Below are 12,795 nucleotides of genomic sequence, written 5' to 3' on the forward strand. Positions count from 1 at the left end.
TGTCATGACTCGGCTATTCAACGATCCCGCGACGTTCACGGAAGACATGCTCGAGGGGTTCCTCGACGCCAACTCCGACTACGTTGTCGGTGTGCCAGGCGGTGTAGTACGGGCCCAGGAGACACGACCGGGCAAGGTCGCGGTGGTGGTGGGTGGCGGTTCCGGCCACTATCCCGCGTTCTGTGGTGTTGTCGGGCCGGGGTTCGCCGACGGTGCAGTAGTGGGAAACATCTTCACGTCTCCCTCCGCCGCGGAGGCGACTTCTGTCGCTCGTGCCGTCGACAGCGGTGCCGGGGTGCTTCTGACCACCGGAAATTACGCGGGTGACGTGATGAATTTCTCGCTCGCAGTGCAAGCTTTGGCGCTCGAGGGAATCGACGCTCGGTACCTGCCGGTCACCGACGATATTGCCAGTGCATCCGCGGCGGACATCACGAAGCGTCGCGGAATCGCCGGTGATTTCACGGTGTTCAAGGTCGCATCGGCTGCTGCGGAAGCGGGGTACGACCTCGACGAGGTGCAGCGAGTGGGGCGCGCGGCAAACGACAACACGCGAACACTCGGTGTTGCCTTCGACGGATGCACCATGCCGGGCGCAGATCGCCCACTGTTCACAGTGGAAACCGGAATGATGGATCTTGGGTTGGGCATTCACGGAGAACCGGGGGTGTCCACGCACGAGATGCCAAGTGCCGCAGAACTGGCGCAGCTATTGGTCGAGGGCGTGCTTGCCGAACGACCGGATGGCGCCGGGACACGCGTCGGAGTGATCCTCAACGGTCTCGGGCGTACCAAGTACGAGGAATTGTTCGTGGTCTGGGGAACCGCGTCGAAGCTGTTGCGGGAGGCCGGATATACGATTGTTTCGCCGGAGGTCGGAGAGTTGGTGACCAGTCTCGACATGGCCGGTTGTTCCCTGACACTCATGTGGCTGGACGAGGAACTCGAGTTGTTTTGGACGGCCGCCGCGGACACTCCGGCATTCCGGCGCGGAACATTCGGTGTGGCAACAACTTCCGGTGAGCGTCGCGGTACCGCTTCCGTGCAAGTGGCGTCCGGTGTGAGCGCTGCGGGCGACGACGAGGGACGGCGATGCGGAGAAACCGTGGCCAGGGTGATCGAGGCTCTCGCCCGGGTGATGGCAGACAACGAAGAAGAACTGGGCCGCATCGATGCGGTGGCGGGCGATGGTGACCACGGTCGCGGGATGGTTCGAGGAACCGAATACGCGAGCCTGGCAGCGCAGGCCGCGGCCGCGCAAGGTGCAGGGCCACAGGGAGTTCTGACTGCTGCGGGTGAAGCCTGGGCCGCAAAGGCGGGCGGGACGTCCGGCGTGTTGTGGGGTGCCGCGCTGACGGCGCTGGGCGCCAGGCTGGGAGACAAGGGACAACCAGGTGCGCAAGACCTGTCCGACGGTGTACGGGCGGGCTTCGACGCGATAGTGGCGCTCGGTGGGGCCGAACTCGGCGACAAGACGATGCTCGATGCACTGTGGCCGTTCGCGGAAACCTTGAGTGCCGCAGTCGGAAACGGGGTGGTCACCGCACAAGCGTGGGACGAGGCCGCCGTCGTCGCCCAGACTGCAGCGGACGCCACGGCGCAATTGCGTCCGCTGGTGGGTAGGGCACGTCCGCTCGCGGAACGGAGCGTCGGTACCCCGGACGCCGGCGCGATATCGATGGCGATGTGTGTCCGTACCGTCGCCGATTTTCTGAACACGAATTCTGAACGCAAGGAGCACGATCATGGCTGAGCGACTTCGTATCGTCGTCGGTTGCGACGATGCCGGCTTGGAGTACAAGCAGGCACTCATGTCCGACCTCGAAGCCGACGACCGCGTGGAGGTGGTGACGGATGTCGGCGTCGGGAACGACGAGCACACGGCGTATCCGCACGTTGCCGTCACCGCTGCCAGGTTGGTTGCCGACGGCAAAGCCGACCGCGCCCTCCTCGTCTGTGGAACGGGATTGGGCGTCGCCATCAGCGCCAACAAGGTGCCGGGGATTCGCGCGGTGACTGCCCACGACAGTTTCTCGGTGGAACGATCAGTTCTCAGCAACGACGCCCAGGTTTTGTGTTTCGGGCAGCGAGTGGTCGGCTTGGAACTCGCCAGACGACTGGCGAAAGAGTGGTTGGGTTACCACTTCGACGCCACGAGTGCCTCTGCCGAGAAGGTTGCTGCCATCGGCGAATACGAAACTGCCGGTAAGCCCGGCGACTGCTGATCGCTCAGATCAGCCCGAACTTCCGTACTGCGTCGAGTAGCGCGTGCGGTCGTTCGGACGTCGGCAGTGGATCGACGAGGGCGAACTGACACCCGATGTCGCGTGCGGCACCGTCGGCGACATCACTGTCTCCGATCATCAAGGTCTGGGCTGCGTCCACGTCGAGTTGCGCGAGTGCGTACTCGAATATTGCAGGTTCGGGCTTGACCGCACCCACCTCGAAGGACAACACGAACTCGTCGACCCACACGTCCCAGCCGCGGTCGACAAATGCCGGACGGATGTCGAAGGCTATGTTGCTCAAGACGGCGGTACGAATACCCTTCTCCGACAGTGACTTCAGAACCTCGCCGGTATCCGGGTACGGAGTCCACCGATCCGGGTCCACAAGCAATCCGTACAGTGCTTCGGCGCGACCGGGATCGGGCATGCCGGACTTGCTCAGCACGTCGAGGTAAGCCTGGCGGTGCAGCTTCGGATCCCGGTCACGGTTCTCCCACGCGTACAGTCCCGCTTCGTCCATCTCGACGGTTCTGCCCACCGGCGCGGTCATCCGGCGCATCAACTCGGCTTGAGCCTGCACGTCCATCGGCTCGCCGCTGTGATCGAGAAAATGTTCGGCCCAGTCGGAATCTTCCTCGAGCCGGAAGAGCGTCCCCGAGAAGTCGAACAAAGTCGCGGCGATATGCCCGTTTCGGGAGTCGGTGCTGTCAGTGTTCACCGACCAAGGTTATCGGCGAAGGGTTTCCGATGCGCATTATGCGGCGAGGCACGCGTACTTTGGGAAGGCACATTTTCCGAGGTTCGTGTCGAAGGGCAGTGTTCGTCGCTCCCGGCCCGCGCCGAATGACCAGGGGGATTCTCCGTGTCCGACCACGTGAACCACGTTGACCGAAGCAAATCGGCGGGTGACGACCCCCACTTGTCGCGTCAGCTGTCCAATCGTCACATCCAGCTGATCGCGATCGGCGGCGCCATCGGCACCGGCCTGTTCATGGGTTCGGGCAAGACGATCTCGCTGGCCGGACCGTCGGTGATCTTCGTGTACATGATCATCGGCTTCATGCTCTTCTTCGTCATGCGGGCGATGGGGGAGTTGCTGCTCTCCAACATGTCGTACAAGTCGTTCTCCGACTTCGCCGCTGATCTCCTGGGTCCGTGGGCGGGATTCTTCACCGGCTGGACCTATTGGTTCTGCTGGATCGTCACAGGCATCGCTGACGTGATCGCGATCTCGGGCTATTTCAAGTACTGGTGGCCTGGGTTGGCCGCGTGGATCCCGGCGCTGCTGACCATCGCCGCACTCCTACTTCTCAATCTGCCCACGGTGAAGGCGTTCGGTGAAACCGAGTTCTGGTTCGCGCTGATCAAGATCATCGCCATCGTCAGCTTGATCATCGTCGGCATCGTGATGGTCGTCTCCGGGTTCACCGCGCCCAACGGCGCCACCTCGGGCGTCGACAATCTCTGGAACGACGGCGGCATGTTCCCGACCGGCTTCATGGGGTTTGTCGCAGGCTTCCAGATCGCTGTGTTTGCGTTTGTGGGTATCGAATTGGTGGGTACGACGGCGGCCGAGGCCAAGGATCCGGAGAAGAACCTCCCGAAGGCCATCAATTCCATCCCGATTCGTGTGTTGCTGTTCTACGTGGTCGCGCTGACGGTCATCATCTGTGTGACGCCATGGCGTGAGATTCAAGCGGACAAGAGTCCGTTCGTTGCGATGTTCACCCTCGCGGGCCTGGGTATCGCCGCGTCGGTCATCAACTTCGTGGTGCTGACGTCGGCGGCGTCCTCGGCAAACTCGGGAATCTACTCGACCTCGCGCATGGTGTACGGCCTGGCTCAGGAGGGCGACGCACCGAAGTCCCTCGGCAAGCTGAACTCACGCAAGGTCCCCGCGAATGCCCTGATGTTCTCGTGCATCTTCCTGCTCGCGTCGTTGATCCTGCTGTTCTCCGGTGACTCGGTGATCGAGGCATTTACCGTTGTGACCACAATCTCCGCGCTGCTCTTCATGTTCGTGTGGACGATCATCCTGGCGAGCTACCTGGTGTACCGGAAGCGTCGCCCGCACCTGCACGAGGCGTCGAAGTTCAAGATGCCAGGCGGCATCGTGATGTGCTGGGTCGTGCTGGCGTTCTTCGTGTTCATCTTGTGGGCGCTGACCACCAAGGACGACACCCTGCAGGCGCTGCTGGTCACTCCGATCTGGTTTGTCGCACTCGGGATCGCCTGGGCGATTATTCGTCGCCGGCCCGCGCACCGAGCGCGGTACGAGGCATTCCGGGCAGAACTGGATGCGAGTCGACAGACGGACGAAAAATAGTTTGGTCAAGAACGTGTAACGGTGGCGGTCTCCTTGATCAAACTGTTACATTCGTCGGCAGACAGAGGAGCGGGCTTCGTTCGAAGACCGCTGCAGGCCGACGACTGACAGGGTAAAAACTGTGGGAGACCACCACCGCACGGACAATTCCATTGCTGCATTCGAGATCGATCCTGACGCAGCGAGTGGACGTCACCGCGTTCCGTCGGCTGGCCCGGGCGCAGGCGTCAAGGCTGGTGTTGTAGCTGCGGCTACGGGCGCTCTCCTCGTTGGCGCAGGTCAGATGGGTGCAGGTACCGCAGCGGCAGCCCCGGCCACGCAGAACATCGCCGGATTCGAGATTCCGCAGGGACTGCTTCCCGAGGGCATCGAGATCCCAGCAGCACTGTCGAACCTTGGGCTCCCGCCCGCGGAGAGCATCGAGGTTCCCGAACTTCCCGACCTCGTGGCACAGGTGAACGCACAGGTACAGCAGTTCACCGGCTCGTTCAACCCGGTTTCGTCGAACAGCGGCACCGTGCAGCCTGTTTCCGGAACGCTTACCTCCACGTTCGGTAACCGTTGGGGCGCACACCACGGCGGTCTGGACATCGCGGCCCCGATCGGAACTCCGGTCCTCGCGGCTGCATCCGGTCAGGTCATCGACGCCGGACCGGCCTCGGGCTTCGGTCTCTGGGTACGCATCCAGCACGACGACGGCGCCGTCACCACGTACGGACACGTCAACGACTACCAGGTTGCAGTTGGCCAGCGTGTAGCCGCTGGTCAGCAGATCGCTACCGTCGGTAACCGCGGTCAGTCCACCGGCCCGCACCTGCACTTCGAGGTTGCGGAAAACGGCGCCAAGGTTGATCCGGCCATCTGGCTGAAGGCGCGCGGCGTGGCAGTCACCTGGGTGGACAACTCGTAGAGAAAATCTTTGCAGACCTGCAGGGCATCGGAAATTGCTTCCGGTGCCCTGCAGTCTTTTCATTTCGGTTCGGGTTGTGGCCGGGGGTCGGGGGTCGGCCGGTTAGCCTTGCGGAAGACGACCTTCGGTGGTTGATCGCGAAGGAGGGGGATCGGATATGGGCGCAGAAGTTCAAGCACGAATGTTCACCAGGGCGGACCGGAGGGTGTTCCGCAAGAAGGTGCGATCGTGCGTCGACGCCATGAAGCAGATGCTCGATCGCGGCGACTTCCGCGACGCCGTCGAGAAACCCGACCCGTTGCTGGGAATGGAGATCGAGTTCAACCTCGTAGCCGGCGACATGCTGCCGGCAATGTCCAACCTTGCAGTGCTCGACGCCATCGACGACGACGCGGTGTTTCAAACAGAACTCGGGCAGTTCAACGTCGAGATGAATGTCGAACCCGGCCCACTGACCGGCGACAACACGTTCGAACTCGAAGAAAAACTGCGCAGTTCGCTCGCGATCGCGGACGCTCGCATCCATGAGCACGACGCCGAGATGGTGATGATCGGGATGCTGCCGACGCTCCAGCTCGAACATCTCGATCGCGAGTGGATTACCGCGAATCCGCGCTACGAATTGCTCAACGAACAGATCTTCGCAGCGCGGGGTGAAGATATCGAGCTCGACGTAGAGGGTGTCGCACTTTCCGGTGGGCCAGCGGAAGTGCTACGCGCCGATACCAATTCGGTGGTTCCCGAGGCGGCCTGCACATCGATGCAGTTGCACCTTCGGGTTTCTCCGGAAGAATTTGCTCCGCACTGGAACGCGGCGCAGTGCCTGGCCGGGCCGCAGGTGGCACTGGCCGCCAACTCGCCATTCCTGGCAGGCAAAGCTCTGTGGCACGAATCACGGATACCGATCTTCGAACAGGCTACGGACACAAGAACATTCGAACTCAAGAATCAGGGAGTGCGTCCGCGCGTCTGGTTCGGGGAACGATGGATACATTCGGTTCTCGATCTCTTCGAGGAGAATTCGCGATACTTCCCGGCACTGCTGCCCGACGTCTCCGATGCGGATCCCCTGGAGGTTCTTGCGGCAGGGGGAATTCCGGAGTTGAAAGAACTCCAGATGCACAACGGAACCGTCTACCGCTGGAATCGCCCGGTATACGACTGCTCGGATGGCAAGCCGCACTTGCGGATCGAGAATCGAGTGCTGCCCGCCGGGCCCACCGTGCTCGACATCATGGCAAATGCCGCGTTCTACTACGGAACAGTGCGGGCGCTCGTCAACGCTGATCGACCGCTGTGGTCGCAGATGTCTTTTCATGCAGCAGAAGAGAACCTGCACATCGGCGCCAAGCATGGACTCGACGCAATGTTGTACTGGCCGGGATTGGGCTGGGTCGGCGCAGACGAATTGATCCTGCGACGGCTACTTCCCCTCGCGGACGAAGGATTGGCCGACTTCGGGTTGTCGAGTGCAGCGCGTGAGAAGTACCTCGGCGTCATCGAAGGCCGGTGCCTCAACCGGCAAACCGGTGCGGCGTGGCAGCGGGGACGCGTCGTCGCCGGTGAAGCCGCAGGACTCGATCGAACCGCCGCTCTTGCCGAGATGATGAGGGCATATATCGACAACATGCGCAGTGGTAATCCAGTTCACTTGTGGGACTGAGCCGGGCCTGCTAATTCAACTCCCCATCAACAGCTTCGGGGACCTTGGTCATCGAAACAGGGATAGATTCGACCCGGAATCCATGTCGTGATTGCGATGGTTAGAGTGGAAGTGGCTCGATTACTTCTTACGGAAGGTGGGCACATGAGTTCACGCGAACACAACAATGTCGTCGTCGGAATCGACGGATCGGACACCGCATCGACCGCGCTGCGAGAAGCTGCGAAAATTGCCGCGCAGCGAGAATTGCGTCTCGATATCATTCACGCGCTCGACTTTGCACCGTACGGATTCGGCGGCCCGTACATCGACGCGGGCGGCGTTTACGAATGGGTGGAAGAAGCAGGAAAAGCCGTACTCGGCGACGCCGAGAAGTTTGCCGCCGAGGTCGCCCCGACGGTCACCGTTCACACCGAGATGGCTATCGGCAGCCCGACGCAGTGGCTTCTGGAGAGTTCCGCGAAAGCCCGTCTGGTCGTAGTGGGAGCATCGTCGTCCGGAAAGGCCGCCACCGCGGTACTCGGCAACACCGCCGTCGGTGTCGCGAGCCATGGCAAGTGTCCGGTCATCGTTGTGCGCGAACGTGACGGCGTCGTACCGTCCGATGGTCCCGTCGTTGTAGGCGTCGACGGCAGTGCTCTGAGCGCGCAGGCTGTGGGCGCGGCATTCGAGGAAGCGGCGTTCCGCGGTGCAGAACTGGTAGCCGTCCACGTCTGGAGCGACCTCGGAACAGCAGCGTTCGAGGATCCCCGCGCTGCCGCACTGGCGCCGGCATCGCTCGAGGAAGAAGAGCACGCTGTACTGAGCGAGAACCTGGCCGGATGGTCGGAGAAGTACCCGGACGTCGTCGTTCGCCGTGAGATCTACCTCGACAACCCGCGTGGACGACTGCTCGAATGGTCGGCTCGGGCGCAGCTCGTCGTAGTCGGTAGCCGAGGCCGCGGCGGATTCCGCGGAATGCTCCTTGGATCCACCAGCAACACGCTGATCGCTTCCGCGCAGTGCCCGGTGATGGTGGTTCGTCCCGAAGATTCCTGATTTCTCGATGCGCATGCGAGAACCTGCCCCGTTCATTTCGGTCACCGAATATGAACGGGGCAGTCACATGAATACGGCCTCATGTTCCGTAGTGTTCAAGGAGAGGTGTGCCTGGCGCACACATGGCACTCGTGAGGATTGGGGTTAGAACGTGCGCATCGGAATGGGTTTGAACTACAGCGGCGGGTTCGCCGAGACTGTCGAGGAAGTCGGTGACCTCGAAAAGGCCGGTCTGGACATTGCGTTTGTCCCCGAGGCCTACTCGTTCGACGCGGTCAGTCAACTCGGTTACCTGGCCGCCAAGACGACAACCATCGAACTGGCCTCCGGCATCTTCCAGATCTACACCCGCACGCCGTCGCTCACCGCGATGACTGCCGCCGGACTCGACTTCGTCTCCAACGGACGATTTGTCATGGGCCTCGGCGCCTCCGGCCCGCAGGTGATCGAAGGTTTCCACGGCGTCAAGTACGACGCCCCACTCGGCCGTACTCGCGAGGTCGTCGAAATCTGCCGCCAGGTATGGCGTCGTGAGAAGGTCGAGTACCAGGGCAAGTACTACCAGGTGCCGCTGCCGGCCGAGAAGGGCACCGGCCTGGGCAAGCCGCTCAAGCTCATCAATCATCCCGTTCGCGAGCGCATCCCGATCCTCATCGCTTCCCTCGGCCCCAAGAACGTCGAACTCACCGCCGAGATCGCGGAAGGGTGGGAGCCCATCTTCTACCACCCCGAGAAGGCAGCAAGCGTGTGGGGAGAACCCCTCGCCAAGGGCAAGGCGAAGCGCGACCCCAGCCTCGGTGAACTGCAGGTATACGCCTCCCCGGCGCTTGCGATCGGCGACGACGTCGACCACATGCTCGACTGGGTCCGTCCCGGCATTGCCCTCTACATCGGCGGCATGGGAGCCAAGGGAAAGAACTTCTACAACGACCTTGCCGTCCGCTACGGCTATGCCGAAGCCGCCGAGAAGATCCAGGATCTCTATCTTGCAGGCAAGAAAGAAGAAGCCGCGGCAGCAGTGCCGGACGACCTCATCCGTGCGGTCTCGCTCATCGGCCCCGAAAGCTACGTCCGAGAACGAGTCGCCGCATTTGCAGAATCCGGCGTCACCACCCTCAACGTCACCCCGCTGGCAGCTGATCGTGCCGGACGTGTCGGCCTGATCGAGAAGTTCCGGAACATTTGTGACTAACCGCTGTGCGCCTTTATCGACCCCCACGGTTAATAAGGGCGCACAGCAGATGTCCGATTCGGGACCCGCCGTAGCGGATAAAACGTATTTATCGCACTTGGGCAATAGTGTGGGAGCAATAGCGTGGAGGCAGATAGAGTTCTGTAGTCGATCCTGAAGGGACGAAAATGAGTGCAATCCAACCAGTTGTCGTAGCTGTGGACGGTTCCGAGGCGGCGTCGTCGGCCGTTGTGTGGGCTGCGCGCACGGCCGCTGTGTTGGGGCGTCCGCTGCATATTGCAACGGTGGTGCACATTCCGGCCTTCTACTATTCCGAGCCGTATCTGGCCGAGAGTTTCAAGGACGAATTGCGACGCACTGCTCGTGCCCGACTCGACAGCGCCAAGATCCTGGCCCATCAGAGTGTCGACGGTGATCTCGAGGTAGTCACCGAACAACTCGACGGCAGTGTCTCCGATTCGTTGATCGAATTGTCCAAGCGTGCGTACATGGTTGCCGTGGGTCCGCGTGGGCACGGCGAATTCACCGGACTTGTCGTCGGTTCGGTGACGGTATCGATTGTCTCGCACGGTGAATCACCGGTGGCAGTCGTGCGCGGGCGGACACTGGACGGTCAACCGCCCACTCAGGGACCGGTTGTCGTCGGTATCGACGGATCCGAAAACAGCATCGAGGCCATCGAGCACGCATTCGAGCAGGCGTCGGCGCGCGGCGCGACGCTGATCGCTGTCAACGTGTGGAGCGACGTGAGTGTGCAGCCTTCGCTGGGCGCCACTCCGGACGACCCGTTGTGGAGCAGCATCCAGACCGGCGAAGAAGTGGTTCTGGCAGAGCAGTTGGCGGGGTTCACCGAGCGATACCCCGACGTTGTGGTCGAGCGTGTAGTAGCGCGCGATCGCCCGGTGCGGGTCCTGAGTGAATATGCCGAGACCGCGCAGTTGGTTGTGGTCGGCAGTCGCGGACGTGGTGGCTTCACCGGAATGCTTCTCGGTTCGACCAGTCGCGCGCTTCTGCATACCGCAGATTGCCCGGTGTTGATCGTGCGCCACAGCAAGAACTGACACGGCTGGAACTGACACTCACCAACTGACACCACAGTTGTTTCGATCGGCAATAGATTCTTGAAAGAGGCTTAGATGACTACGCGCGTGTTCCTGGTCGACGATCACGAGATCGTCCGACGCGGACTGTTCGATCTGCTCGGCGGCGTCGAGGACTTCGAGGTGGTCGGGGAAGCGTCGTCGGTAGGGGAGGCGATGGCCGTTATCCCCAAGAGCAATGTCGATGTCGCGGTTCTGGACGTGCGACTCGCCGACGGCAACGGCGTTGAATTGTGTCGCGACCTCCGCTCGATGCTGCCGAACCTGCGGTGCCTGATGTTGACGTCGTATGCGGACGACGAAGCGCTGCTCGACGCCATCATGGCCGGCGCGTCCGGCTTTGTGCTGAAGCAGATTCTGGGCACGGATCTTGTTGCGGCGGTACGCACCGTCGGCTTGGGGGGATCGCTGCTCGACAGCCGCGCCACCGAAGCGTTGATGGCGCGCATCCGCAGCGAACGCACCGCAGATCCGTTGGCGGAGCTCTCCGATCAGGAACGCGCGGTGTTCGACCTCATCGGTGAGGGACTGACCAACCGGGAGATCGGCGCGAGGCTGTTCCTGGCGGAGAAGACGGTCAAGAACTACGTGACGCGTTTGCTCTCGAAGTTGGGTATGCAGCGCAGAACTCAGGCTGCCGTGCTGGCAACCGAGTTGCGCAACAAGTAGTTCAGGGCTTCCGGCGCCTCAGCGGTACCCGCCATACCAGGCGGGTGCCGTTCGGACTGCGGTTGCCGATTGTGCATGTGCCGCCACAATGTTCGGCGCGGCGTTCGAGGTTGTGCAAGCCGCTCTTGTGGACGCCGACGGGGATGCCTTTGCCGTCGTCGTCGATGGTGATGGCAAATTCGAGGTCGGCGGTCACGGAGATGGTGATCGTGCTTGCCTGGGCATGTCGCAGAACGTTGCTCAAACCCTCACGAAGCACAGCTTCGGCATGGGGGTGGATTCCGGCTTTCACGAGTGTGTCGATCGCTCCGGAGAACTGAACACTCGGGGTGACTGCTGATTGTGCTGTGGCGTCACCGATTACGTCGAGGAGGCGTCGGCGCAAGCTGGTCGAGTCCGCCGTGGCGGGTGTCTGCAGATCGAAGATGGTGGTACGGATTTCGCGGACGGTTTGGTCCAACTGCTCCAGCGACCGGGTGACGATGGCACGCGCGGAGTCGGGAAGATCGGAATCGGGCAAGGTGCTCTGCAGGCTCATGCCGCTGGCAAACAGACGCTGAATGACGTTGTCATGCAGGTCACGGGCAATGCGGTCACGATCTGCCAGGACCGACAGGAGACGCTGTCCACGTTGTTTCTCGTCGAATTCGATAGCTACAGAGCCCAATTCGGCCATCGACTCGATTCGGGTGAGTTCGTCCGAATCCCAGTGAGTGCTGGCGGAATTCGACGTGAGTAGGAGTGCGCCCACCACGCCGGATGCAACCGTCATCGGGGCCAGCACCGCGCTACCCGCTGTCGGGACCAAGTCGAGCAACGAGCCCAATTCGGTGAATACATGCAACCGTCGAGTCTGCCGGATGACGTCGAATGGATAGAGGCTCGCCGGGACTCGGACTCCCCGCGACGTCGGCCGGGCGCTGACAGCGGTGTGTACCTGCGCGTAGCCGTTCTCGCAGATCAGCACGATGACATCGTCGATGCCGGTCAACTCGCGCACACGGGTGGCGAGCAGTTGCAGACTGTCGTCGAGCGAATCGCCCGCCAGCAATCGTGACCGGATGGCAGACATTGCGGTGAGCCATCTTTCGCGGGTCCGAGACTGCTCGAACAGCCTGACGTTTTCGGCTGCGATACCGGCGGCGATGGCAAGTGCTTCGAGGATGACCTCGTCCTCCTCGGTGAACTCGGCCGCACCACGTTTCTCGGTGAGATAGATGCTGCCGAATACCTCACCGCGCATCATGATCGGCGCACCCAGGAAGCTGTCCATCGGCGGGTGATTGGCGGGAAACCCGACAGATGTCGGGTGCGCGCCCAGATGCGGAAGACGCAGAGTCTTGGGATCGTTCATGAGGACGCCGAGCACGCCGTGGCCTTCCGGGAAGTGCCCCATCGTCTGCCGCAGGGGCTCGTCGATGCCCTCGTACACGAATTCGGCCAGCCCACCGCCCGGTGCTCGCACGCCCAATGCCCCGTAGTTGCAATCCAATACAGTGGTCGCCGCTGTGATGATGCGCTGCAGGGTGAGATCGAGATCAAGCCCGGAACCGACAACAAGCACTGCTTCGAGAAGTCGGTGGAGCGTCGGGATATCAGCCTTGGAGTGGGCCAGACGCTCGAGTACTTCGCCGAAATTGCGTGTCGGATTGCCCGAAGAGTCGATCAT

Annotated in this window: 11 protein-coding genes; 9 read left to right on the top strand and 2 right to left on the bottom strand. The window is 62.0% G+C overall.

What is annotated here, in order from left to right:
• Nucleotides 1-4: 4 nt before the first annotated feature.
• A complete protein-coding gene (locus tag V2B23_RS10855) occupies nt 5-1,753 on the top strand; it encodes a dihydroxyacetone kinase family protein (RefSeq protein WP_430950355.1) in 1,749 nt (582 codons plus the stop codon).
• Entirely contained in the window at nt 1,746-2,225 is a 480-nt protein-coding gene (locus tag V2B23_RS10860; RefSeq protein WP_430950356.1) for a ribose-5-phosphate isomerase, read from the top strand. Before V2B23_RS10855 ends, V2B23_RS10860 begins: the two co-directional genes overlap by 8 nt.
• A gap of 4 nt (nt 2,226-2,229) precedes the next feature.
• Here V2B23_RS10860 and V2B23_RS10865 read toward each other — a convergent pair whose 3' ends face one another.
• Nucleotides 2,230-2,946 (bottom strand): HAD family hydrolase, encoded by a 717-nt coding sequence (locus V2B23_RS10865; RefSeq protein ID WP_430950357.1) that lies wholly within the window; start codon nt 2,944-2,946, stop codon nt 2,230-2,232.
• A 144-nt stretch (nt 2,947-3,090) separates the two neighbouring features.
• On the opposite strand from V2B23_RS10865, the gene cycA reads away from it, so the two are divergent.
• The 7 genes from cycA (at nt 3,091) to V2B23_RS10900 (ending at nt 11,126) form a co-directional block, all read left to right on the top strand.
• Complete coding sequence (gene cycA / locus V2B23_RS10870; RefSeq protein WP_430950358.1) at nt 3,091-4,554, top strand: D-serine/D-alanine/glycine transporter; 1,464 nt, start codon at nt 3,091-3,093, stop codon at nt 4,552-4,554.
• Between the two features lie 121 nt (nt 4,555-4,675).
• Nucleotides 4,676-5,464 (top strand): M23 family metallopeptidase, encoded by a 789-nt coding sequence (locus V2B23_RS10875; RefSeq protein ID WP_430950359.1) that lies wholly within the window; start codon nt 4,676-4,678, stop codon nt 5,462-5,464.
• 157 nt (nt 5,465-5,621) lie between these two features.
• Nucleotides 5,622-7,127 carry a glutamate-cysteine ligase family protein gene (locus V2B23_RS10880; protein ID WP_430950360.1) on the top strand — a complete coding sequence of 502 codons (1,506 nt, stop codon included), beginning with the start codon at nt 5,622-5,624 and terminating at the stop codon, nt 7,125-7,127.
• Nucleotides 7,128-7,271: 144 nt separating this feature from the next.
• Complete coding sequence (locus V2B23_RS10885) at nt 7,272-8,165, top strand: universal stress protein (RefSeq protein ID WP_033234184.1); 894 nt, start codon at nt 7,272-7,274, stop codon at nt 8,163-8,165.
• Between the two features lie 151 nt (nt 8,166-8,316).
• Nucleotides 8,317-9,357: an LLM class F420-dependent oxidoreductase gene (locus V2B23_RS10890; RefSeq protein ID WP_430950361.1), complete on the top strand. Its 1,041-nt coding sequence runs from the start codon at nt 8,317-8,319 to the stop codon at nt 9,355-9,357.
• A gap of 167 nt (nt 9,358-9,524) precedes the next feature.
• Nucleotides 9,525-10,418, top strand: coding sequence for a universal stress protein (locus V2B23_RS10895; RefSeq protein ID WP_430950362.1), 894 nt, complete (start codon nt 9,525-9,527; stop codon nt 10,416-10,418).
• A gap of 75 nt (nt 10,419-10,493) precedes the next feature.
• Nucleotides 10,494-11,126, top strand: coding sequence for a response regulator (locus tag V2B23_RS10900; RefSeq protein WP_033234187.1), 633 nt, complete (start codon nt 10,494-10,496; stop codon nt 11,124-11,126).
• 1 nt (nt 11,127) lies between these two features.
• On the opposite strand, the gene V2B23_RS10905 is transcribed toward V2B23_RS10900, so the two are convergent.
• On the bottom strand, nt 11,128-12,795 hold the full coding sequence (locus V2B23_RS10905) for a GAF domain-containing protein (protein WP_430950363.1): 1,668 nt from the start codon (nt 12,793-12,795) through the stop codon (nt 11,128-11,130).

Origin of the sequence: Rhodococcus sp. 24CO (assembly GCF_050586165.1) — a bacterium.
Taxonomy (GTDB): domain Bacteria; phylum Actinomycetota; class Actinomycetes; order Mycobacteriales; family Mycobacteriaceae; genus Rhodococcus_F.